This window comes from Mycobacterium sp. SA01, from assembly GCF_041287105.1.
In the GTDB taxonomy this organism is placed as follows: Bacteria; Actinomycetota; Actinomycetes; order Mycobacteriales; family Mycobacteriaceae; genus Mycobacterium.
In genome coordinates this window covers 120,503-143,816 of sequence record NZ_JBGGNO010000019.1, presented here as the reverse complement: position 1 = coordinate 143,816, position 23,314 = coordinate 120,503, and the positions used below count along the sequence as shown (strand labels likewise).

The window sequence follows — 23,314 nt, the reverse complement described above, 5'->3', positions numbered from 1 at the left end:
AGGAGCCTCGGATGGATATCGCGACCATGCCGCGCGCCGGATTCGACGCCTCCTGGCTGGATCGACGTCTGCAGACCGGCCGGCTGGAATACCTGGACCGCGACGATGTCGATGAGCGCGTCAAGCGGCAGGTGATCTGGTCCCTCGACTGGATGGGCCGGATCCTGCGGGATCATAAGCACCTCGCCGCCAGGGCACTGCCGCTCGTCGCGAACATCAGCGAGCCGAGAATCCTGGAGTTGGGGGCAGGTCACGGGGCGCTGTCGCGAGCGGTGCTCGCACTGCGCCCCGACGCGCGTGTGACGGTGACCGACATCGATCCGGTGTCGGTGGCCACCATCGCCGCCGGTGATCTCGGCAGCGACCCGAGGGCAGTTGTCCGCCGCGTCGACGCCACCGATATCGACGCCCCCGATCAGTCCTACGATCTCGCGTTGTTCGCCCTGTCGTTTCATCATCTGCTGCCGGTTCAGGCCGCGCGCGTGCTGGCGGAGGGAACCCGCGTCGCAGACACGGTGCTGATCTGCGATCTGTATCGGCCGTCGGCGCCCGTGCACCTCCTGCGGCTGGCGTCGATGCTGCCGTTTGTGCTGCTGCCATTCGCGCACGACGGTCTGATCAGTTCGCTACGCGCCTACAGCCCTTCGGCATTCCGTTCGCTGGCCGCCCACGCCGATCCGGCCATCAGCCTCGAGTTCAGCCGCCTGGGCCGCAACCAGGTTGTGCTGGCGCGGCGCACGAGGCTGCCGTGAGACCGCCGGCGACGGCAGCCGCACTCGGCCGTGCGGCGTGGGCCGGGATCGACCCGGAGGGCTTCTTCCGCCGCCACGCCGCCGACCGCGCACCGTTCACGGTGCGCTTTCCCGGGTTGGGTAAGGTGTTGTTCTTCACCACCATGGACGGGGCGCGCGACATTCTCAGCGCGCCAGGCGCACTGTGCCGGGCGCCGCTGCCCAACCCGATCGAGCCGGTCGTCGGCAAGAACTCGCTCATCCTGCTCTCCGGTGAGGCACATCGCCGGGCCCGAAGTGTCCTGGCGCCACCTTTTCGCGGCGAGCTCATGCGCGACTACGTCGATCTGATCGCCGAGGCGGCCGAGCGGGAGATCGCGGCGTTGCGGCCGGGCGATCACCTGCTGGTGGGCCGCACCGCGCAATCGATCACCCTGGACGTGGTGATCCGGGTGGTGTTCGGGGTCACCGACGATGCCCGGCGTCGCGAGTTCTCCTCGGTGACAACGCAGTTGCTCCGATCCGGTGGCGCGGCGCTGATGCTGGTTCCCTGGCTGCGCCGCGATATCGCGGGCCGGGGGCCGTGGGCCCGCCTCGTTGCCTTCCGAACCCACCTCGACGACTTGCTGTCCGAGCAGATCGACGAACGACGGCGCGGCGGTGAGCGCGGCGGCGACGTGCTGGCGTTGATCCTCGACGCCACCGATGACGAGGGCAACAGTCTGACCGATGAGATGGTGCGCGACCAGCTGCGGACGATGTTGGCCGCCGGCCACGAAACCAGCTCCACGTCGCTGGCGTGGGCGCTGCACCATATCCACCGCGACGACCATGTCCGCACCCGCGTGCTGGACGAACTCGCCACCGTCGACACACCGGCGGAGATGGCCGCTCTGCCGTACCTCGCCGCGGTCATCCAGGAAACGCTGCGCATCCACCCGACAGTGCCGATCGTCCTGCGCAGGCTCACCGGGCCGCTCACCGTCGCCGGTGTTGCCTGCGCACGCGATGACGTGGTGGGAATCGCGCTGCCAGCACTGCATGCCAACCCCGACCTGTGGACCGATCCGAACACCTTCGACCCCGAACGGTTTCTGAATGCCAGGCCGTCACCATTTCAGTACGCGCCGTTCGGCGGGGGCTACCGCCGGTGCATCGGTGCGGCCTTCGCGCTCGACGAGCTGGCTGTCGCGATCGGCACGATGATGAAGCGGCTCGAGCTGGCGCCTGTACAGCGCGGGCGACCGCCGCGCGCGGTGGCGCGCGGGATCGCGACCAAGCCCAGCCGCGAAATCACCTTGGAAGTGATCGCCCGCCGTTAGTCACCGGCGTCGCGCGTGGAGGCTGTCGGTGATCATTGGCGATAGGTCGTCAGGAACTGCCCGATCGTCCCGATGGTGGCTTCCAGCTCATCGGCCCGCGGCAGCATCACGATCCGGATGTGGTCGGGGTCAGGCCAACTGAGGCCGGTGCCGGGAATGATGTGGATCTTCTCCTGCAGCAGCAGGTCCAGGGCGAACTGCTCGTCGTCGCGGATCGAATACACGTTCAGATCGATTTTCGGGAACGCGTACAGCGCACCTCGGGGTTTGACGCACGAGACACCGGGAATGGAATTCAGCGCCTCCCAGGCGCGGTCGCGTTGCTCGCGCAGCGCGCCAGCCGGAAGTGTGAGCTCGTGCCCGGACCCATCGGCCTCCAGTGCGATCTGAATCGCTTGCTGGCCGGGCACATTCGCGCATCGGCGTAGACCGGCGACGGTCGTCAGTCCGTCGAGGTAGCTCACCGCGTGATCCGTGGGTCCGGACACGGCGAGCCACCCGGCCCGAAATCCCGCGCAGCGGTACGCCTTTGACAGCCCGTTGAAGGTCAGGCACAACAGATCCGGCGCCAACGAGGCCGTCGTGGTGTGAACGGCGTCGTCATAGAGGATCTTGTCGTAGATCTCGTCGGAACAGACGATGAGGTTGTGCTCGCGCGCGATGTCGAGAATGCCGGTCAGCACCTCGGGTGGGTACACCGCGCCGGTCGGATTGTTCGGGTTGATGATGACGATCGCCCTGGTTCGTGCGGTGACCTTCGCTGCGATGTCGGCGACGTCCGGATACCAGTCCGACGACTCGTCGCACCGATAGTGGACGGCGCGTCCGCCGTTGACGTTCACCGCGGCGGTCCACACCGGGAAGTCAGGAGCGGGCACCAGGACCTCGTCGCGCTCGTCGAGCAAGGCCGTCATAGCCATCACGATCAGTTCGGAGGCGCCGTTGCCCAGGAACACATGCTCGACGTCGATGCCCGGGACATCGCGGACGGAGTAGTACTGCACGACGGCGTTGCGGGCCGGCAGCAAACCCTTGGTGGGGCTGTAGCCGGCCGATGTCGGCAGGGCCTCGGCGATCTGGCGAACCAGCTCAGCGGGCGCCGCGAAGCCGAACGGGTACGGGTCTCCGGTATCGAGCCGCATGACCCGGTTTCCGGCTGCTTCGAGTCGCGACACTTGCTCGGCGATGGGCCCCGGCGCTTCGTGCGAGAGGTTGGACAACCTGCTCGACTGCGCGAACTTCATACGGTTCCTTCGCAGGGTCATCCCGGGTCGCGGGGCGGTGTATTAACCGAGGCGTCAAAAGCCTATCGTCCAATCGTCGACTGACCGAGCGATCAGGTGAACGGGTGAGCTGCAGCATTGGTTAGCCTTACCAGCGAAGATGGTGGTTATCGGCCGCCGGCGGCAGGCCCGCGTCCCGCTACGTCCGTCCGCGTTTCAAGAGCACGGCAACGGAGACGACGGCGATGATCAAGACCACAGCCGCCGGAATGGCCTGCTCCCGCCCCCGTTGAGCCGTCAACGGCATGGCCCGGGCTTTCGCCGCTGACTTGGGAAGTGGAACAGAGTGGGCGGACGTGGGCGCCGCGAGCGATGCGTCCGCTGCGGCGACCGAAGGTGGCGTCCCCGAACGGTTCTCGGTCCAGAACCGATGTCCGCCGAGGAACAGTACGGCGGCGGACGAGAACACCACGGCCCCCAATACGAGGCCGCCGCGAGTGATGCGTGGCATGAATTTGGCCTAAGGTCTGGCAACACCGGCCGCTACCGTCGTAGGACGTGTGTGTCGCTGCTTGGCAAGACACCGGCACGGTGATACCTCTGAACCGGCGATCTGCAGGACTATCGAGCCTGTTGTTGCTATCCATATCGCTGTGCCGCACCGCCGCGTTACCGGCCCGATCCGTACCATTGCTTTGTGCTGCTTCAACTTTCGTCGGTCCCCAGCGCCTGGAAAGGCTGGCACCAGCAGAGTCTCCGATGCGGTTAGGCTCATTCGCACCATGAGTCACTCGAGAAACCTCGTCGACGAGCGGCCGGCTCGGTTGAGCCTGGTTTGCGTCGCCGTCATCGTGGCTATGGAGAAGTCATGACCGGCCACGAGATGCTCGTGGACCGCTATGCAATTCACGGTGTTCTCGGCCGCGGAGGCATGGCCGAGGTTCGCGAGGGATGGGACACCAGGCTGAATCGGCCGGTGGCGATCAAACTGCTCCATCCGACGCTGAGTGGCGACCCGGGCATTCGGCGCCGGTTCGAGGACGAAGCCCGGTCAGCTGCTCGCCTCTGCCACCAGAACATCGTCACCGTCTACGACTTCGGCGACCACCAGGGCACCCCGTTCATCGTGCTGGAACGCTTGCCGGGACAGACGCTGGCCGACATCATCGCCGCCGGCCCGATGCCTGCGTCGCACGTTCGCTCCATGCTCGACGATGTCCTTGCCGGTCTCGGCGTGGCCCATGCGGCCGGGGTGCTGCACCGCGATATCAAGCCGGGCAACATCCTGGTGTCGGCCCCGGGTGACTCGATGAAGGTGGCTGACTTCGGTATCGCCAAGACCGGTGGCGCCGCGCACACGATGACCGGGCAGATCGTCGGAACGATGAGTTACATGAGTCCTGAGCGCGTCGCCGGGGCTCCGGCGTCCATCAGCGACGATCTCTACGCCGTCGGCCTGATGGGCTATGAAGCGCTCGCGGGCAGAAGGGTGTTCCCGCAAGACAACCCCGCGGCGCTGGCGCATGCGATCATGGACAACACACCTGCGCCCGTCGCGGCGGTGCGTAGCGATGTGGATCCGGTGCTAGCCGCTGTCATCGACCGCGCCGTCGCCCGAAATCCGTTGCAGCGCTTCGCTAGTGCTGAACACATGCGCGCCGCGTTGGCTGGCGATCAGCGGGCGCTGCGCGGCGATGTCGCCTCTGCGAGACCGCGACCGGCAACCAAAGTCCTGGAAGGACCTCCGATTCCGGCCGCCCCCTACCTGCCGCGGCGACCTCGGCAGCGGATGCGCACGTACGGAATTGCGGCCGGCGTCCTCGGTGTTCTCGCCGTCTCGGCGTTCGCATTGGCGATGGAACCGGCATCGTCGACGCCGGCACCGCACCCAGTCGGCACCAGCACCCCCGCCGCTCCCGCGCCGAGCATCGCACCGCCGCCGAGCCCCGTCATCCAGCAGCCTGCCCCCGAGCAACCTGCGCCGGGGGGACCCGCCGGTCGGGGGCATGGAAAGGGCGACAAGAAGCGGGGCTAGATCACCCGCCCGCTCGACGATGCGGCGCTAGTATCGACTGGCCACGGGAGGCCTGCGCTGCGCCGGAGAGCCTGGGGGAGGAACGTGTTGTGCCATTGGAATGGCCATTCGTAGCGAGAGAAGCTGAGATCGAGCTCGCTCTCGAAGCCGTCGAGGGCTCCTCGTTCAGTGGAGTGGTCTTCACAGGGGAGGCCGGTGTCGGCAAGAGCGCGCTGGCGCGCCAGGTTGGCGAACGGCTCGGCGGGCGGGGAATGCAGACCCACTTTGTTCTTGCCACTCAGACCTCCCGCGATGTGCCGCTTGCCGCTTTCGCCGGCATCGTGCGGATCCCGAGCGCCCTCGAGCCGATTGGCCTGCTCGCCGCGGCCCACGAGGCGCTCGACGATGTTCACGACCTGCTGCTTGTCGTCGACGACGCCCATCTGCTCGACCCGCTTTCGGCGATCGTCGTCCATCAGCTCGCGGTGCGCGGATCTGCGACGCTGATCGTCACCATGCGCGCGGGAGTCGAGGTGCCAGACGCCATAACCGCGCTGTGGAAGGACCACTATCTGCGCCGCATCGACGTAGGTGCGCTGTCGCGGGAAGAGACCGAACGGTTGATAATCGAGGTGCTCGGTGGCCCGGTGTCCGGCACGCTTGTCGACCAGCTTCATGAACTGTCGTCGGGCAATCCACTGCTGCTGCGCAGCCTGCTGGACACCGCAAGTGACGACGGATTGCTCACCGACGACACCGGTTGGTGGCGACTGACCCAGATGCCGCGGCTGGGCTCCGACGTCGAGCAACTATTCGACGCGAGGGTGCGCGGCCTGCCGCCGGCGGAACGGGAAGTCCTCGAAATCATCTCGGCTGCCGAGGTATTGGACTGGGATGCGCTGCGTACCATGTGCGATGCCGACGCGATCAGCGATGCGGAACGACGCGCGGTCATTGAGGTGATCAACGATCCGCAACGCGTGCGTGTCCAGGTGGCCCATCCGGCGCTGGCCGACGTGGTGCGCAAACGGTGCGGGACAGCACGGCTACGGCAGATCAATACCACTCTGGCACAGCACTTCTGGGCACTGATCAACAACGATGACGACGGCGGCGCGGCCAGAGATCCGCGACTGGTCATCGAGTATGCGCGTTTGATGATGAACAGTGACGCGACGCCGGACGTCAGCCTGGTGACCGATGCCGCCGAAAGCGCGATGGCGATGTCGAGTCTGGCGCTGGCTGAGCGGCTGGCGCGGTCCGCCTACGACAATGGCGGCGGCTTGCGCGCCGCCATCCCACTCGCCGACGCCCTGGCTTGGCAGGGTCGCAATCACGAGGCTGAAGAACTGCTGGCGGCCTTCGATCCGCGCGATGAGGTCATGCTCGTTCGGTGGGGCTGCTTACGGGCAACCAACTTGTTCTTCGGGTGCGGTCAACGTGCGATGGCTGAAGAGGTGTTGGGTACCGTCCGGTCCCGCGTCACGCTGACCGTTCTGCGCAGCTACGCCCTGGCGGTCGAGGCTTCGATCGCGTACTTCTCCGGTGACCTCGATACCGCTGCGGCCGCCAGTTCCGCCGTCATCGCCGACCCCGAGGCGATGCCGATGGCGGTGTTGTGGGCAGCAGTACCGGCTGCGGCCGTGGCCAACTTTCGCGGTAGGCCGGACGATGTTGCCGCGGCGGCCAGCCGAGGCAACGATGCGGCGCGGCACTGCGCGTCTGGACCTCAGCGGTATGCCATCTCACTCACGGAGACGTTGTCGGCGCTCAACCAAGGCGACATTGTCTCGGCCCTGGCGATCGTGGAGAGGCAACGACACCAGACCCATGGCGCGCCTCACGCAGAGGCCATCGTCGCCGCGATGGCCGGGCGGGTCGAGCTCGGGGCCGGCAACGCCCAGGCTGCCAGTGACTGGCTGCAGCGGGCGCTGTCGGCCATGGTGTCGACGCTGTCCGGCGGGTGGGTGAATCTGGTGGCGACGTGGGCCGTGCAGGCCGAGGTGCTGCGCGGTGATTCAGCAGCAGCAGCGCGGGCATTGCGCACGGCTGAGGCTAGTTGGGCGCCCGCTGTCGAGGTGTTCCGGCCGCTTCTCGAAGTGGCCAGGGCCTACCTGAGTGCGGCCTCCGGCGATTTCGCAGCGGCACACACCCACATCGGCCGTTCTGCGGATGCCGCTGCCCGCTCGGGGATGATCGTCGGCGAGTTGGAGGCGCTGCACACCGGGCTGCGGTTCGGTATGGCCCCTGATGTCTCCCGCTTCAAAGCGCTTGCCGAACAATTGAATAGCCCGGTCGCTGAGCTCGCCGCCGCGCACGCCGAGGCGGTTGCCGCACACGATGGGGTAGGCCTCGACAGGGTGGCCGGAGGTTGGGAATCACTGCGGATGAGGGCGCACGCGGCAGACACCTTCGCTGCCGCGGCAGTCGCACACCGGGGCGCGGGCGCTCGTCTGCTGGCAATGCAATCGTCGACACGAGCTCATTGGCTGGTGAGCACTTCCGGGCTACACACTCCGGCGACTGCGGTCACTGGAATGCCACTGCCATTGAGCGACCGGGAGCGGGAGATCGCAGCTCTGGTTGCCGACGGGCTGTCAAACCGACAGATCGCCGACCGACTGGTGGTGTCGGTTCGTACTGTGGAGGGACACCTCTACCGCGTGTACAACAAGCTTGGTATCAACGATCGCGAGCAGCTCGTCGGTCTGATCCGCACTGTCGATCCGGATGCACCTGCAACCGGCGGTTACTAGTGTGGCGCCGTCACGCGCACAAGGAGTGACAAAGCGTCATGACACGCGAAACGCACTGTGCCGGTGCTATTTCCAGCGAAACGTTGGCTTCGCTGCAGCGTTCTTCGATGCACTCGAGCGCTGAAATCCCAGCGCAGTCAAAGAATGTCACCCGGGTCATGTCCAGAGTGAGGTGTCGGCAGTTACCCGCACGGCGGAAAACGTAGGCGGTGAATTCGCGGGCGGTGGACATGTCGACGTCGCCAACCGCGGTGACGCGAACGTCAGTGGTGTTGGACCATTCTGCAAAGAGTTGCAGTCGGTCTGTAGGCGGGTCAACGGTCGAATTAGACGTGATCAAATGCATCGAATGGCTCCAATGAGCACTAGAAGGAAATAACAAGTGTGTGTGGGACGCGCCCGAAAGGCTCGCATTGCGGGTGCAACATGCACCGCTCGCCTGCGACGAATACCGAGGCTGGAAATTCAACCTGCTTCGACCCTACACCCACAGGCACGCCACGGCCTAGCTTGGCGAATACCCACTGTTGAGGCGGTCGGGGGCAATCAGATCCCAAGGCAGCCGGCAACAGTGCCGGCCTTGTCGGGAAACTGTCAGCAGGGCATGTCGGCCGGGGTGTAGTACGGCACCCCGTTGCCGGTCAGACACGGCGGGCGCCCGGCTGCGGCTTGAGCTGCCGCATCGTCGGGCGAGGCGACCGGCGGTACCACTCCGGGGCTCAGCTCGATGCCGGGACCGACCATCACATCCGGGCTGACGGCGACGCATCCCGTGGCGTCCTGCGCCGCAGCCGCTGCGCCGCAATCGTCGGCCCGAGCCGGCGAGGGTGCCACCACCAGTGCCGCAGCCACCACCACGACGGCAAAAAGTGTCTTCATCGGACTGTTTTTACCCGCCCGGGACCGTGCTGAGGCGGGTTTCGGCCGCATTGGGCCGGCTCGCGTCGGCCGCCCCCACGGCGCCCTCGCGCACATGGGGGAGCCCGGACCGCGAAATGTCATGGCGGCCAGGCAGAGTCGACGCCCCAGAGGGCTCGGCCACACCCACGATTGCTGATCCGTCAATTCGGGTACGAAATCTGCATGGCACTGAAAACACTCTCTTTGACATCAGTTCTGTTCTCCGGTGCGGCAGCTGCCGCGATCGCGGTCGCCCCACTCGCTGCCGCCGATCCCGCGCCGGGCTGCGTCAACCCTGACGGCAGCCCCTGCCCGGTCGCCACCGCCGGCCCGAACGGCGCGTCCGGCGTCATTCCCGGTGGTCCGGGCGGCGTGGCAGGCCCCGGTGGTGCGTCCGGTGCGATCCCGAATGGTCCCGTCGGCGCAGCCGGTCCCGACGGCGCCAGCGGATCGATTCCCTATGGCCCCGGCGGTACCGCGGACCGTGGCGGCGCCAGCGGCGGGATCCCGAACGGTCCCAGCGGCTCGGCCGGGCCCGGCGGGGCCACCGGATGCATCCCGTACGTGGGTTGCGCCTCCGTCGGCTAATTGAATCTGGCTAGCTCCAACGGTTTTCGCTGACGAATTCGGCGAGTGGACGCCCGAACGTCCACTCGTCGAGTTCGAGCGCCGGACGATCGGGGAAGTCGGGCACTGGGCCGAGGCACAGCACGGCCACCGCCTCACCGCCGGCCGGAATGCCCAGCAGCTCGCCAAGTTGCTGCGGATCGAAAATGGATACCCAGCCCATTCCGAGGCCCTCGGCTCGTGCTGCCAACCACAGGTTCTGGATCGCGCACGACACCGAAGCCAGGTCCATATGCGGCATCGTGCGGCGCCCGAAGACGTGGCTCTCGCGGCCTTCGTCGAGCGCCACCACCAGCAATTCGGCGCAATCCAGGATGCCTTCCACCTTGAGCGCGAGGAATTCTTCTGCCCGGGCACCCAGGGCCGTGGCGGTATGCCTGCGCTCTTCATCGACCAGAGCGTGGATCTTGTGGCGCAACCCCGTGTCGGTGATGCGCAGGAACCGCCAGGGCTGCATCAGGCCGACGCTGGGGGCGGCGTGTGCGGCCGCCAGCAACCGGGCCAGTACCGCATCGGGTACCGACACCTCTGGGGTGAACCGGCGCATGTCCCGGCGCTGGTGAATGACGCGGTAGACGGCCCGGCGCTCGGCGTCGGTGAACGCGTGCTCGGTCACCGGGTCATCCTAAGAGGCACGGTGCGATAACGACCGGCGCGGTGCGACGGTTCGATCGGGTTCGCGGTGGTTACTCTAGGGATCCCGGAGCGGCAGTGGCGCCGTCCCGAGCGAGGAGGGGGCCATGTCAGCGTCCCGTACGGCCGTCAAAAACGGTGTCGACCTGCCGCCGAGCCGAACGGTTGAGGTCAGGGCCGCTGACGGCACCCGCCTGCACACCGAGGTCTTCGGCCCCGACGACGGCTACCCGATCGTGCTGGCGCACGGCATCACCTGCGCACTGCGGGTCTGGCATCAGCAGATCAACGATCTGTCCCGCGACTTCCGGGTGATCGCCTACGACCACCGCGGGCATGGCCGCAGCGGGGTACCCCGCCGGTCCGGCTACAGCCTCGGCCACCTGGCCGGGGACCTCGACTCGGTACTGACGGCGACCCTGCGTCCGGGCGAACGAGCGGTGATCGCCGGGCATTCGATGGGCGGTATCGCGATCAGTTCCTGGGCCGACCGCTACCGCCACCGCGTTGCCCAGCGTGCCGACGCAGTCGCGCTGATCAACACCACCACCGGCGACCTGCTGAAAGAGATCAACCTGCTGCGGGTGCCCGCGCTGCTGGCCGCCGGCCGATCCCTCGCCGCACGCCATCTCATCAGGACATTCGGCGGGGCGCCACTGGTGCGAGGCGCCCAGCCCGGCAGCCGCTGGTTCGTCACGATGATGGCCGTCGGTGCGGGCGCCGACCCCGCGATCGGCAAGCTGGTTCACGACCTGTTCGCCGAGACCCCGGCCGGTGGCCGCGGCGCGTGGGCGCGGGTGCTTGTCGACGAGATGAATGCCCGACACATCGACCTCACCGGTTTGACGGTGCCCACGCTGGTGATCGGCAGCACCGAGGACCGGCTGTTGCCGATGTGCCAGTCCCGCAAGATTGCCGACGCTGTTCCGAACCTGGTCGACCTGGTCGAGACGCCGGGCGGACACTGCGCGATCCTGGAGCATCCCGACGTCGTGAATGGGCATCTTCGGACACTGGTCTCAGCTGTGACCGAGCAGCGCATCAGTTCCTAAGCGCTGCAACGACTTCCGCTGCCGCGCGTCGACCTGACCGCACCGCGCCGTCCAGGAAGCCGGTCCATTCGTCGGCGGTCTCCGTACCCGCCCAATGCAGCGGTCCGACCGGTTCGCGCAGCAGGTGGCCGAACTCCGTCCAGGCGCCGGGCGGAACCGCCGCCGTCGGGCCGCCAGGTGCGAAAGTCTCTGCGCCCCAGCAGTGGTCGAGGTAATCGATGGGGTTCTCGGCGTCCGGGCCGAACAACGCCGAGAAGCAGGCCAGTGCGTGCTTGCGGCGCTCCTCGGCGCCGAGTGCGTCGAATCCGCGGGAGTCGGCGAACCCGAGCAGGATTCCCGGGCCGTCGTCGCCGGGGCTGACGTCGAACGTGATGAACACCGGCCCTTCGTCGGACAGCGCCTGCCCGGACAGGTCCTTGTCGCGCCAGAACGGCCGTGGATAGGCGGCGTACGCCTTGCTCAGGGCGCCCTGCGGCCAGCTTTGGGCCAGCTGCTGGTAGCCGATCGGGGGTGGCGGGGCGATGTCGATGTTCAGCCGGTGCGCCGGCGGGATCGCCACGATGACACGTCGCGCCTCGACGACGCCGGCCGACGACGTGACCGCAACCGCCGCATCGGACCACTCGATTCGGGTGGCTATCGCATTGAGCCGGACGCGATCACCCAGTTCGGCGGCCATCGCGTCGGCGATCTGCTGTGTGCCGCCGGGGAAGTGGTCCTGCTGGGCGCCGCCGACCACGTCGAGCATGCGGTCCAAACCCCCGGCCGCCTTGACGTAGCGCACCGCATGCAGCATCGACACCTCGTCGGGCTCGGCACCCCAGGTGACCCGCGACATGATGGCCATCAGGTCGTGCGAGGACGCGGTCGCGCCCACCGAGCGCAACCAGCCGCCCAGGGACGTGGCGTCCAGCTGCGTGGCCTTGGCCGATGTCCAGGGTCGGGCGACGTCGATGCCGCGGCCAAGCCGCTCGACCTGCCATTGGATCCGGCCGATGTCGAGCAGGCCGATCAGCGACAGCTTGGGGATGGTGCCGCGGTAGGACCGCACCTTGCCGCGCCATCGGATGAGATTGGCGCCGTCGTGGTAGGTGGGGGAGGTGCGACACCCGAGTTCGGTGGCCAGCGCGAGCACCGCGTCCTGGGTGGGGCCCACGAAGGTGCCGCCGAGGTCGACGGGCACACCGGCCAGCGATGCGGTGCTCGAGCGTCCGCCGACGCGGTCGCGGCCCTCCAGCACCAGCACCTCGTGCCCGTGTTTGACCAGTTCACGTGCGGCGGCCAGGCCTGCGAAGCCTGCGCCGATCACCACTACGTCGTAACCCGCCACCCCACCAGTGTTGCCTGTCCCTTTCGCCCAAACCAACGTTTGGCCGCGAAAAGGCGAGTGGTGGCCTGCAGAACGTCGACCTCGGCGACTACCGGGCCAGCTCGTCGACGATCTCGGCCAGCGTCAGAACTTTCACGGTGTGGTTACGGCGCGACCGTCAGCCAGTCGGCGAAGCCCGACGGGTCGTGGCGACCCAGCGCGCCGTGTTCGAACAGGCCCCAGCCCTCGGCCGACGTGGTGCCGTCGTGGCACACCGCGCGCCCGACGTGGTCGATCACACCGAACGCGGAGCGTCCGATGATGGCCGGATCGGTCATGTCATAGGTGAGCCGCTCGGCGAACTTCTCGCCCTTCCACACGCCGTGGATCCAATCCGAGTCGCCGCCATAGCCGCCGCCGACGTGGATCGGGACGGGCAGCTTCGATTCGACGTCAAAACGGAGCAACGCACCCGTGGAATCAGTGGCCTCGATCGTCGCGCCGGTCGGAATGCGGGTGCCGGAGCGGTAGTGGATCTTGACCCGTGGCCAGCCCAGCTGCTCGACCCGTCCGTTGCGCCAGATCCGCGTGCAGTCGTTCAGCGAGCGGAAGCCGTCGGGCGCCTCCTGGATGATGATGACAATCGCGTAGTCGTCAAAGGCCATCGGGACATACAGCCACCACATGCCCTCGAACGGCGGGTCGGCCGGACGACCGGCGGGCTCGGCCTCACCGATCGGACGGATACCCCACGACCGGTCGCGGCTGCCGATCCACACCGACGGGTCGACGGCGATCTCCTCGCCATCGATGACGATATGTCCTGCCCAGGAACCCAATTGGGCGAACCGCTGTGCGTCCAGCGTCACCCGGTTGCCCTGACGCATGATGTGCGGCTGCTCCTGAACGACCGGGAACAACCCCTCCCAAGTGAGGTCGACGGCCATGCCCTCGGTCTCGTCCATGACGATCCGCACCTTCTGCAGCGGATCGATCACCTCGACGCGGTAACCGTTGCAGTGCTGGTTGAGCCGGTCCTGGTCGATCGCGTCGGACACGTGGACCGCGGTCTGCGTGTCACCCCGCCGCACGAGTACGTAGGCATCCTTGACCCCGAGGTTGGGGTAGTAGCCGATGCCGGTGATCAAGAAGATGTCCCCGGTGCGGTCGTGGGCGTTGAAATAGCTGCGGTCGTAGAAGTTTCGGTCCGAGGAGTTCGGCCAGGCGATGGGCAGCGGCGCCTGGTGGACGGGGTATTCGTCGAGCGGTCCGAGCATTGGCGGCTATGCCTCCTCAATGAGCCGGCGCAGCAGCCCGGCGTGGTAGAACGTCGACTCGACATCCTCTGGCCTTTCGATCTCGCCGAAGTGCACGCGGCGCGCACCGGTGCGCATGAACACACAGCACCAGATCACCCCGGAGTAGACGTAGAACCAGCGCAGGTCGCCGAGTTCGACGCCGGTCAGCTTCTGGTAGGTGGCGCGAACATCCTCTTCGCGCATCACGTTCGGCAGGCCGGGCATCCCGGCCAGGCCTGCGAGCTCCTGGAACACCATGTGCGCGAAGATGATCCACGCCACGTCGAGCTCGCGTGGACCCAGCGTCGCCATCTCCCAATCCAGCACCGCGACCGGCCGGAAGTCTTCGTAGAGCACGTTGCCGACCCGCGAGTCGCCCCATGCCAGCACTGTCTCGCCGGCCGCGACATCGGCAGGGAAGTTGTCTTCCAGCCACGTCAGCGCGGTCTCGACCAGCGGCGAGCGGCCGATATCGGGTACCGCGAACTCGTACCAGCCCTTGAGCCAGTTCAATTGGCGACGCAGTGGGGTGTCGCCCTCGGGCACGGCTTCGGCGAGGAAACCAAATGTGTCGGCAGCGTTGGGAATCGAGTGCAGCTTGGCCAGCACCTCGACCGTCGCGTCCTGCAGAGCGCGCTGCTGCTCGGCCGGTGCGTCGGCAAACCAGTTGTCGCCGAACGTATACGGCATCACGTCGGGCGGGACGGTGCCGTCGATGTGGTCCATCAGGAAGAAGGGGGCGCCGAGCACTGTGCCCGTCGGGTCGATCCAGCGCACCTTGGGCACCGGCACATCGGTCAGTTCGTCGACCAGCCGGATGACTTCGAACTGATGGTCCATCCGGTAGGTGATGAAGACCGGGACGTCTTCGGTGGTGGGTGCCACCCGGGCGACCCACTTCTGCTCGACCCGTTTGCCGTCCTGCACCCAGCGGCCGGTCAGGATGATCGTCTCCGACGACATGCCGTTGGAGTCGATGCCGCTTTCGACGGTCACCTCCGGCTTCACGCCGCCGGGCATGACGGTCGACAGCCATTCCGACAGCAGCGCGGGAACGGTGCTGACGTCACGACCGGAACGTTGTAACCGCTCGACGTCGGTCTCCACAGACGGTTGGTTGGTCACCTTTGTCCTCTCCAACCCTATTACGATACGGTGGGTAGCGTTATGAAAGCAGACCCGTCTTCGCTTGACAAGACCGTGGTCCCGGGGAGGCCCCGCGATCCGCGTATCGACGCTGCCATACTGCGTGCCACCGCGGAGCTCCTTGTCGAAATCGGTTATCCGAATCTGACTTTGGCGGCTGTCGCCGAGCGGGCGGGCACGACAAAGACGGCGCTGTACCGTCGCTGGTCGAGCAAGGCCGAGTTGGTCCATGAGGCGGCGTTCCCGACCGCGCCCACGGCGTTGAGCACGCCGGCCGGCGACATTTCAGCCGATGTCCGCGCGATGCTCTCGGCCACTCGCGACGTGTTCACCAGCCCGGTGGTGCGCGCCGCGCTGCCCGGGCTGATCGCGGACATGAGCGCCGACGCGGCGCTGAACGCCCGGGTGATGTCCCGGTTCACCGAATTGTTCGCCGCGGTTCGGGATCGCCTGACCGAAGCGGTGCACTGCCGCGAAGTGCACGCCGACGTCGAGCCGGAACGCCTCATCGAACTGATCGGTGGTGCGACGATGATGCGGTTACTTTTGAGCCCCGACGACGTTCTCGACGAGAGCTGGGTGGACCAGACCGCGGCCATCCTCGTCCACGGGGTGGCGCTATGACTTCAGGAGTGCGATGACCGGACGACTTGCCGGCCGAACCGCCATCGTCACCGGCGCGAGCCGTGGGCTCGGCCGCGCGACGGCCCTGGCGCTGGCCGCCGAGGGCGCCGCGGTGGCGGTGGTGGCGCGAACCCAACAGCAGTGGGACGACCGGCTGCCGGGCACCATCGGCGACACCGTCGCGGCCATCGAATCCGCCGGCGGACTGGCCGTGGCGATTGCCGCCGACCTGCTCGACCGTGACGACCTTCCCCGCCTGGTCGACGAAGCCCGGGCAGCGTTGGGGCCCATCACGATTCTGGTGAACAACGCCGCGTTCACCGCGCCGGGACGTCCGCCCAAGCCGAACGCCGCGCCGAGGGCGCCGAAGCCCACGAGTGCGCCGGCGGCTTCCAACGCCGAATGGCCCGGCTTCGTGACGATTCCGTTCACTGCCTATCGACGGCATTTCGAGATCGGTGTGTTCGCCTCCTACGAGCTGATGCAGCTGGTGTGCCCCGACATGTTCGCCGCCGGTGCCGGCTCGATCATCAACGTCACGTCGGTGGCGTCGCGGGTGCCCGGTGACGGTCCGTACCACAACTTCACCGGCGGGGTGCTGCCCGGCTACGGCGGAGCCAAGGCCGCGCTGGAGCACCTGACCTGGTGCGCGGCCTACGATCTGCAGCGGCACAACATTGCGGTCAACGCGCTGGCCCCGTCGCGGCCGATCCCGACACCGGGCCTGTCCTATTACCGCAATGAATTCGCGAGCGTGTCGCCCGAGGACGAGTTCGCCCGTGCCGCAGTCGAACTGGCCCTCGTGGACCCGAACGTCGTCACGGGCCGCACCATCGGCCATCTCGAAGCGCTCGACGGCAGTTTCGCGCCGTTCACCAACACTGAGTCGGCGCTGGGTTAGCGGAACGACGCTGGTGTCGCGGCTACTTCAGGTGCGGGCCCAGTAACTGGCTCCACGCGTGGCTCAGCTTGTCCCATTCGTCGTCGCACAGCTCGGCCCGGCTTTGCGGTAGATGGCCGTCGCCGACCAGGTCGCCGTTGGCGGCCGGGTTCGACCCGTAGAGCCAGCATTCCATGTTGAAGGCCCTGACCTTGTTCGGCGAATGGCCACCGGCGAGGTCGGTGTCATCGAGTTCACCGGCGGCCTCGGCGTAGCCCTGGAATTCGCGGGCCGAGTCTTTGATGGCCTGCACATTGGCCGGGTCCACCTTGCCGTCCGGCCCCGGCGTCAACAAGATGTAGGCCGAAAGCTGGTCGGCGACATCCTCTTCGCGGCCGGTGATGGGCAGGTCGTACAGGCTGATCACCATGTGGCCGAGCTCGTGGTAGAAGGTGGCGATCTCACCGTTGACCGTGGACGCCCTCGGGTCGGCGTCACCGGCTTTGGTGTAGATCTCCAGACCCTCCGTCGCCTCCTCGTAGCAGAGCGTCACCGAGTTGTCGCCCGGATCCCACCAGGCATTGGCTGTGTCGCACTGCTTACCGACCAACTGGATGTCGTGCGGCAGTTTGAGTGTGTTGTTGACGCTGTTCGAGAGATGGTTCAGGAGGTCGGCCTGCTCTTGGATATCGCGGCCGGTCTTGGCCTCCGGCGAGGTGGCCTCGTCGTACCTCGGAATCATCGAGCCCGGCGAATCGTCGTTGCCTGCCTCGGATGGCTCGCCCGGGTGGGCTGACTGCGCCGGGCTCGCCTCGGCCGTCGAGGGACTGGCGGTGGACTCGTGAAGCTGATGGGGTTGTGATCCCGCGCTGCGGCACCCGCTGAGCAGTACCACCAAGCCGAGGAGAGCCGCACCGGCTCGACCGCAGTCTGTCACAGGGAGTATTGAATCACTCACACGCCGAAATCGACGTTCTGCTGCGATTTACTCGCACATTCGCTGCGGAATGTCGGTTTGGGCGAGAGCTACATCTGCCGCTTGTTGCGCTCGGCGACCTCACGCTGACGCGCGGCCAACTCCTCAATGCTGACATGGGCGTCGGCGGCCACCGCTCGTTCGGCCTTCAACGCAGGCCCGGTGACCGCCGCCGTCCCGGTGCGGTAGATCTCCTTGAGACCCGACATGGTGGGGGAGGGCACTTCCGCGATCTGGCCGGCGAGGTCGAGCGCACGCGGCAGAAGGTGTTCGTGGGCAACGACTTCGGTGACCAGTCCGATCTTCTCGGCCCGCTGGGCGTCGACCACCTCGCCGGTCATCGACAGCCGACGCGCCATCGCGGATCCGACCAGCCGCGGCAGCCGCGCCGTCATCCCGCCGCCGGGCAGGATTCCGACCCGGGCGTGGGTGTCGGCGAAAACCGCACGCTCCGAGGCGATCAGGAAGTCGCACGCCAGCGCGATCTCCAAACCACCGGTGAACGTCGCACCGTTGATCGCCCCGACGACCGGCTTGCTCAGCTCGACGATCGCGTTCATGCAGTTCATCTTGTCGAACCGCCCGAAATAGTCCATGCCCAGGCTCTGCGCCTGTTTGAGGTCGACGCCGGCGCAGAACGCCGGATCGGTGCCGGTGAGCACCACGGCACGCACTGAGTCGTCGGCGTCGGCCGCACCGAGTGCGGCATAGAGCGCCTCGAACAACTCGGTGCTCAACGCATTGCGCACCTCGGGGCGGTTCATCGTCAAAACCCGCACTGCGCCGTGGTCATCGCTGAGAAGAATCATCAGTTCAGGAATCTAGCCGCATGGTCGACGAGGTCGAGCAGCGGCTGGGGCAGCGCACCGAGCGAGAACGTGATGGCCGCGGTCACGGTGATGGTCGCGACGCTCAACGGGCTGGGCGTGACGACCTCCGGGGGGTCCTGCGGCGGGTCGGTGAAGAACATCAGCACGATCACCCGCACGTAGAAGTACGCGGCGATCGCGGAGGCGATCACGCCCACCACCACCAGCGGGATCGCGCCGCCCTGCCCGGCCGCCTTGAACACCGCGAACTTGCTGACGAATCCGCTGGTCAGCGGTATACCGGCGAACGCGAGCAAGAACAGTGAAAACACCACCCCGACAAGGGGATAGCGTCGTCCCAGCCCCGCCCAGCGGGACATGTCGGCTTCCTCGGCCCCGGTCGCGTCGCGGACCACGCTCACCACGGCGAAGGCACCCAGGGTGGAGAACCCGTAGGCGAAGAGATAGAACAGCGTCGCCGACAGCCCTGGCGGGTTCGCGGCGATCACCCCGGTCAGGATGAAACCCGCATGCGCCACAGCCGAATACGCGAGCATGCGCTTGACGTCGGTCTGGGTCACCGCGGTGATGGTGCCGACGACCATGGTGAGGATCGCCACCGCCCACAGGACGGGCCGCCATTCGTGGTTGAGGCCGGGCAGCGCGACGTAGAAGATCCGCAACATCGCGCCGAAGGCAGCCACCTTGGTGGCAGCCGCCATGAACGCGGTGATCGGGGTGGGGGCGCCCTGGTAGACGTCGGGTATCCAGGAGTGGAACGGCACCGCGCCGACCTTGAACAGCACACCGACGGCGACCAGGGCCGCGCCGATCAGCGCCAGGGTCGAGTTGTCGGTACTGGCAGCGATGGCGCGCGCGATGCCGGGCAGGCTCAAGGTGCCCGAGTAGCCGTACAGCAGGGCGATGCCGTACAGGAAGAACGCCGACGAGAACGCGCCCAGCAGAAAGTACTTCAGCGCCGATTCCTGGGACAGCAGCCGCCGGCGGCGAGCCAGCCCGCACATCAGGTACAGCGGCAGCGAGAACACTTCCAGCGCCACGAACATCGTCAACAGGTCGTTGGCCGCCGGGAACAGCATCATCCCGGCCACCGCGAACATGGTCAGCGGGAACACCTCGGTCTGCACCAGCGCCGCCTTTGTGGCGATCTTCTCCGCGACGCTGCCCGGCACCGTTGACGCATCGGGGGTGAAGGCGTCCAACGTGGCTGAGCTGTCCTCGAATTCGGCCGGTGTGCGGCGTTCGGCGATCAACAACACGCCGAGCACACCGATCAGCAGGATGGTGCCCTGCAGGAACAGCGCGGGAGCGTCGACCGCGACGGCGCCGACCACCGCGGACTGACCCACCCCGTGCAGATCGCGGGCCAGCAGAACCACGGCGACGAACGCGGCCACCAGGCCCGCCAGGCTCAGGGTGACTTGGGTTGGGTAGCGGCTCTTGCGGGGCGCGAATGCCTCGACCAGCACCCCCGCGACGGCTACGCCGAGGACGATCAACATCGGCGCGACTTGGCTGTATTCGATGCTGGGCGCGTTCATGGGCGGGCCCCTTCGGCGACCGTCGGCGCCGGGTCGGGTTCATGAATCGATGTCAGTGTTGCGGTCACCGCGGGATTGATGACATCCAGCGCGATCTTCGGGTACACCCCGAGGCCGATCAACAGCGCGATCAGCGGTGCCACCACGAGCAGTTCCCGTGGCCGCAGATCCCGCACGCGGTCGGTTCCATCGGTGACCGGACCGGTCATCATCCGCTGATAGAGCCACAGGATGTAGATCGCCGAGAGCACCAGCGCCACCGACGCGATGACGGCGAACGCCGGGTAGCGGGTGAATGTGCCGATGAGGACCAGGAATTCACTGATGAACGGCGCCAGGCCCGGCAGCGACAGCGTCGCCAGGCCCGCCACCAGGAACGTGCCCGCCAGCACGGGTGCGACTTTCTGGACTCCGCCGTAATCGGCGATGAGGCGGCTGCCGCGGCGGCTGACCAGGAACCCGGCGATCAAGAACAGTGCGGCCGTGGAGATTCCGTGGTTGACCATGTACAGCGTGGAGCCGGCCTGACCCTGGCTGGTCATCACGAATATGCCGAGGATGATGAAGCCGAAGTGGCTGATCGAGGTGTAGGCGATCAGCCGCATGACGTCGGTCTGACCGATCGCCAGGACGGCCCCGTAGACGATGCCGATCACGGCCAGGGCGATGATGACCGGGCGGAAGTACGTTGCGGAATCGGGGAACAGTGGCAGGCAGTAGCGCAGCATGCCGAACGTGCCGACCTTGTCCATCACGGCCATCATCAACACCGCCGATGCGGGCGTGGCCTGGACGGCGGCGTCGGGCAGCCACCGGTGGAACGGCCACAGCGGAGCTTTCACCGCGAAAGCGAACATGAACCCGAGGAACAACGCGTTGGCGATGCCGGGGCTCATGGTGAACTTCCCGGTGGCCACGGCGTCGGCGATCGCGCGGAAGTCGAATGTTCCCGCCTCGAACGCCTTGCTGGCGGAGGTCACCACGTAGAGACCGATCACCGCGGCCAGCATGATCAACCCGCCGAACAGGTTGTACAGCAGGAACTTCACCGCGGCTTTGGATCTTTCCTCACCGCCGAAGCCGCCGATCAGGAAGTACATCGGGATCAGCATGGCCTCGAAGAACACATAGAACAGCAGGATGTCCAGGGCGACCAGCGACATCATCACCATGCCCTCGACGGCGAGTATCAGTGCGATGTAGCTGTGCGATGCGCGGCCGGACAACCCCGGTCGGTCGTCGGCGTCGTTCCAGCCGGCGATCAGCAGGATCGGCACCAGCACGGCGGTGAGCACCACCAGAGCCAGGGCGATCCCGTCGAGGCCGAGGATGTAGCCGGTGCCGAATGACGGTATCCACGGGTGATTTTCGACGAACTGGAATTGTTGACCGGCCGGATCGAACCGCACCGCGAGCACCAGCGACAGCGCCAGAACCGCGAGGGACACCACCACACCGGCGTACTTCGCGAACTGCCGCAGCGAGGCAGGCAGCAGGATGATGATGGCCGCGCCGATGACCGGGATGGCCCACAGAATGGTCAGCCAGGGAATCATGCCACTCACCTCCACGCCGTGAAGAGGACTGCGGCGACCACCAGCGCCGTACCGGCCAACATGGACAACGCATAGGAGCGGGCATACCCGGTCTGCACCTGGCGCAGGCGGTCCGAGAACCGGCCGACCACGAATGCCAGCCCCTGCGTCACCCCATCGACGCCCTTCTCATCCATGGCGACAAGGCCTTTGGTGAGTTCCTGGCCGGTGCGCATGAACGCGGCCTCGTTGAACGCGTCACCGTAGAGGTCGTTGCGCGCCGCGACGGTCAACGCGGAAACGTCCAGCGGCGCGGACTCGGGAACCTTGTGATTCGCGTACTGCCGATACGCCACCGCGATACCGATCGCGACGACACCCAAGGCGGTGACGGTGATGATCCAGGCCGGAAAGACGTGTGTGGCCTCGTGATGGCCGACCACGGGTTCGAGCCAGTGCTCCAGGGTGTTGCCGATGGCGAGCAGCGCCCCGGCGCCGACCGAGCCGACCGCGAGGACGACCATCGGTGCCGTCATCGAGGCGGGGGACTCGTGCGGGTGGGTGTTGGGTTTCCAGCGCCGCTGCCCGAAGAACGTCAGCAGCATCACCCGGGTCATGTAGAACGCGGTGATCCCGGCGCCGAGCAGGGCGGCGCCGCCGAGGAGCAATCCTTTGAGTCCACCGGTGTTGAGGGCGGTTTCGATGATCGCGTCTTTGGAGAAGTACCCGGCGAACGGCGGGACGCCGATAATGGCGAGATACCCCAGCCCGAAGGTGACGAAGGTGACGGGCAGCAGCGTCCGCAGGCCGCCGAAGCGACGCATGTCGGTTTCGTCGTCCATCGCGTGCATGACCGAGCCGGCGCCCAGGAACAGGCCGGCTTTGAAGAAGCCGTGGGTGAGCAGATGCATGATGGCCACCGCATAGCCGGCAGGGCCGAGTCCGGCGGCGAGCACCATGTAGCCGATCTGACTCATGGTGGAGGCGGCGAGAGCCTTTTTGATGTCGTCTTTGGCGCAGCCGATGATCGCCCCGAACAACAGGGTCACCGCCCCCACTGTGACGACGGCGGTCTGCGCGGCGGGCGCGGCGGTGAAGATCGGGCCGGAGCGGACGATCAGATAGACACCGGCGGTGACCATCGTGGCGGCGTGGATCAGGGCGGACACCGGGGTCGGGCCCTCCATGGCGTCACCGAGCCAGGACTGCAGCGGCACCTGCGCGCTCTTGCCGCACGCCCCCAGCAGCAGCAGCAGACCGACGGCGGTCAACACACCCGATGTCATCTGCGGAACCGCGCTGAACACCGTGCTGAAGGTGACCGAGCCCAGCGTGGCGAACAAGACCATCAACGCGATCGCCAGACCCATGTCGCCGACCCGGTTGACCACGAACGCCTTCTTCGCCGCGGTGGCCGCACTCGGCTTGTACGACCAGAACCCGATCAGCAGGTACGACGCCAGACCCACACCCTCCCAACCCATGTAGAGACCGAGGTAGTTGTCGGCGAGCACCAGCAACAACATCGCGGCGACGAACAGGTTGAGGTAGGCGAAAAACCGCCGGCGGCCGGGATCGGTTTTCATGTAGCCGATCGAGTAGATGTGGATCAGCGCCCCGACGCCGGTGATCAACAGCACGAAGCACATGGACAACGCATCGAGTTGCAGGCCGAAGTCCACCCGCAGGACTCCGACCGGCACCCAGGTGAACAGCACCTCGTGCACGGTCCGGTCTTCACCGGGCAGACCGAGTAGGTGGGTGAACAACACCGCGCCGCAGGCGAACGCGCCGATCACCGCCGCGCAGCCCAGAAGATGCCCCCACGCGTCGGTGGCCTTACCGCCCAGCAGCAGGATCACCGCGCCGGCCAAGGGCAGGGCGATGGTCAATAGGAGGAAGGTCTGCATGGCGGTG

The 23,314-nt window shown here is 66.9% G+C and carries 21 protein-coding genes; 8 read left to right on the top strand and 13 right to left on the bottom strand.

What is annotated here, in order from left to right; genetic code table 11:
- Positions 1 to 11: 11 nt before the first annotated feature.
- Both AB4879_RS16645 and AB4879_RS16640 read left to right on the top strand, forming a co-directional pair.
- The gene (locus AB4879_RS16645) at positions 12 to 752 is read left to right on the top strand and encodes a class I SAM-dependent methyltransferase (RefSeq protein ID WP_370508467.1); all 741 of its coding nucleotides are present in this window, start codon (positions 12 to 14) and stop codon (positions 750 to 752) included.
- Positions 749 to 2,053 carry a cytochrome P450 gene (locus AB4879_RS16640; RefSeq protein WP_370508466.1) on the top strand — a complete coding sequence of 435 codons (1,305 nt, stop codon included), beginning with the start codon at positions 749 to 751 and terminating at the stop codon, positions 2,051 to 2,053. Before AB4879_RS16645 ends, AB4879_RS16640 begins: the two co-directional genes overlap by 4 nt.
- A 32-nt stretch (positions 2,054 to 2,085) precedes the next feature.
- On the opposite strand, the gene AB4879_RS16635 is transcribed toward AB4879_RS16640, so the two are convergent.
- Positions 2,086 to 3,297, bottom strand: a complete 1,212-nt coding sequence (locus AB4879_RS16635) for a pyridoxal phosphate-dependent aminotransferase (protein WP_370508465.1) — start codon at positions 3,295 to 3,297, stop codon at positions 2,086 to 2,088.
- A gap of 178 nt (positions 3,298 to 3,475) precedes the next feature.
- Entirely contained in the window at positions 3,476 to 3,787 is a 312-nt protein-coding gene (locus tag AB4879_RS16630; RefSeq protein ID WP_370508464.1) for a hypothetical protein, read from the bottom strand.
- Positions 3,788 to 4,144: 357 nt separating this feature from the next.
- On the opposite strand from AB4879_RS16630, the gene AB4879_RS16625 reads away from it, so the two are divergent.
- Both AB4879_RS16625 and AB4879_RS16620 read left to right on the top strand, forming a co-directional pair.
- Positions 4,145 to 5,311, top strand: a complete 1,167-nt coding sequence (locus tag AB4879_RS16625; RefSeq protein ID WP_370508463.1) for a serine/threonine-protein kinase — start codon at positions 4,145 to 4,147, stop codon at positions 5,309 to 5,311.
- A gap of 89 nt (positions 5,312 to 5,400) precedes the next feature.
- Positions 5,401 to 8,046 (top strand): LuxR C-terminal-related transcriptional regulator, encoded by a 2,646-nt coding sequence (locus tag AB4879_RS16620; RefSeq protein ID WP_370508462.1) that lies wholly within the window; start codon positions 5,401 to 5,403, stop codon positions 8,044 to 8,046.
- Positions 8,047 to 8,056: 10 nt separating this feature from the next.
- On the opposite strand, the gene AB4879_RS16615 is transcribed toward AB4879_RS16620, so the two are convergent.
- The gene (locus tag AB4879_RS16615; RefSeq protein ID WP_370508461.1) at positions 8,057 to 8,392 is read right to left on the bottom strand and encodes an STAS domain-containing protein; all 336 of its coding nucleotides are present in this window, start codon (positions 8,390 to 8,392) and stop codon (positions 8,057 to 8,059) included.
- A gap of 248 nt (positions 8,393 to 8,640) precedes the next feature.
- Entirely contained in the window at positions 8,641 to 8,925 is a 285-nt protein-coding gene (locus tag AB4879_RS16610) for a hypothetical protein (RefSeq protein ID WP_102807462.1), read from the bottom strand.
- A gap of 204 nt (positions 8,926 to 9,129) precedes the next feature.
- Here AB4879_RS16610 and AB4879_RS16605 point away from each other — a divergent pair, with 204 nt between their 5' ends.
- On the top strand, positions 9,130 to 9,534 hold the full coding sequence (locus tag AB4879_RS16605) for a hypothetical protein (RefSeq protein ID WP_102807574.1): 405 nt from the start codon (positions 9,130 to 9,132) through the stop codon (positions 9,532 to 9,534).
- A 10-nt stretch (positions 9,535 to 9,544) separates the two neighbouring features.
- Here the strand turns inward: AB4879_RS16605 and bluB are convergent, their stop codons facing one another.
- A complete protein-coding gene (bluB, locus tag AB4879_RS16600) occupies positions 9,545 to 10,189 on the bottom strand; it encodes a 5,6-dimethylbenzimidazole synthase (protein WP_370508460.1) in 645 nt (214 codons plus the stop codon).
- 124 nt (positions 10,190 to 10,313) lie between these two features.
- Here bluB and AB4879_RS16595 point away from each other — a divergent pair, with 124 nt between their 5' ends.
- Positions 10,314 to 11,258: an alpha/beta fold hydrolase gene (locus AB4879_RS16595; RefSeq protein WP_370508459.1), complete on the top strand. Its 945-nt coding sequence runs from the start codon at positions 10,314 to 10,316 to the stop codon at positions 11,256 to 11,258.
- On the opposite strand, the gene AB4879_RS16590 is transcribed toward AB4879_RS16595, so the two are convergent.
- The 3 genes from AB4879_RS16590 to AB4879_RS16580 form a co-directional block, all read right to left on the bottom strand.
- Positions 11,248 to 12,588 (bottom strand): flavin monoamine oxidase family protein, encoded by a 1,341-nt coding sequence (locus AB4879_RS16590; RefSeq protein WP_102807465.1) that lies wholly within the window; start codon positions 12,586 to 12,588, stop codon positions 11,248 to 11,250. The two genes, AB4879_RS16595 and AB4879_RS16590, sit on opposite strands and share 11 nt — an antisense overlap.
- 143 nt (positions 12,589 to 12,731) lie before the next feature.
- Positions 12,732 to 13,844 carry a hypothetical protein gene (locus AB4879_RS16585; RefSeq protein WP_370508458.1) on the bottom strand — a complete coding sequence of 371 codons (1,113 nt, stop codon included), beginning with the start codon at positions 13,842 to 13,844 and terminating at the stop codon, positions 12,732 to 12,734.
- Positions 13,845 to 13,850: 6 nt separating this feature from the next.
- Positions 13,851 to 14,990 (bottom strand): phosphotransferase family protein, encoded by a 1,140-nt coding sequence (locus tag AB4879_RS16580; RefSeq protein ID WP_370508457.1) that lies wholly within the window; start codon positions 14,988 to 14,990, stop codon positions 13,851 to 13,853.
- Between the two features lie 42 nt (positions 14,991 to 15,032).
- On the opposite strand from AB4879_RS16580, the gene AB4879_RS16575 reads away from it, so the two are divergent.
- Both AB4879_RS16575 and AB4879_RS16570 read left to right on the top strand, forming a co-directional pair.
- Positions 15,033 to 15,635 (top strand): TetR/AcrR family transcriptional regulator, encoded by a 603-nt coding sequence (locus AB4879_RS16575; protein ID WP_102807468.1) that lies wholly within the window; start codon positions 15,033 to 15,035, stop codon positions 15,633 to 15,635.
- Between the two features lie 13 nt (positions 15,636 to 15,648).
- Entirely contained in the window at positions 15,649 to 16,536 is an 888-nt protein-coding gene (locus tag AB4879_RS16570) for an SDR family NAD(P)-dependent oxidoreductase (protein WP_370508456.1), read from the top strand.
- 22 nt (positions 16,537 to 16,558) lie between these two features.
- On the opposite strand, the gene AB4879_RS16565 is transcribed toward AB4879_RS16570, so the two are convergent.
- The 5 genes from AB4879_RS16565 to nuoL form a co-directional block, all read right to left on the bottom strand.
- A complete protein-coding gene (locus AB4879_RS16565) occupies positions 16,559 to 17,452 on the bottom strand; it encodes a DUF4344 domain-containing metallopeptidase (RefSeq protein WP_370508455.1) in 894 nt (297 codons plus the stop codon).
- An 89-nt stretch (positions 17,453 to 17,541) separates the two neighbouring features.
- Entirely contained in the window at positions 17,542 to 18,300 is a 759-nt protein-coding gene (locus AB4879_RS16560; RefSeq protein WP_370508454.1) for an enoyl-CoA hydratase, read from the bottom strand.
- Complete coding sequence (gene nuoN, locus AB4879_RS16555; protein ID WP_370508453.1) at positions 18,300 to 19,862, bottom strand: NADH-quinone oxidoreductase subunit NuoN; 1,563 nt, start codon at positions 19,860 to 19,862, stop codon at positions 18,300 to 18,302. Before nuoN ends, AB4879_RS16560 begins: the two co-directional genes overlap by 1 nt.
- Complete coding sequence (locus tag AB4879_RS16550; RefSeq protein WP_370508452.1) at positions 19,859 to 21,418, bottom strand: NADH-quinone oxidoreductase subunit M; 1,560 nt, start codon at positions 21,416 to 21,418, stop codon at positions 19,859 to 19,861. Before AB4879_RS16550 ends, nuoN begins: the two co-directional genes overlap by 4 nt.
- A 5-nt stretch (positions 21,419 to 21,423) precedes the next feature.
- Positions 21,424 to 23,307, bottom strand: a complete 1,884-nt coding sequence (gene nuoL / locus AB4879_RS16545) for an NADH-quinone oxidoreductase subunit L (protein WP_370508451.1) — start codon at positions 23,305 to 23,307, stop codon at positions 21,424 to 21,426.
- Between the last annotated feature and the right edge of the window lie 7 nt (positions 23,308 to 23,314).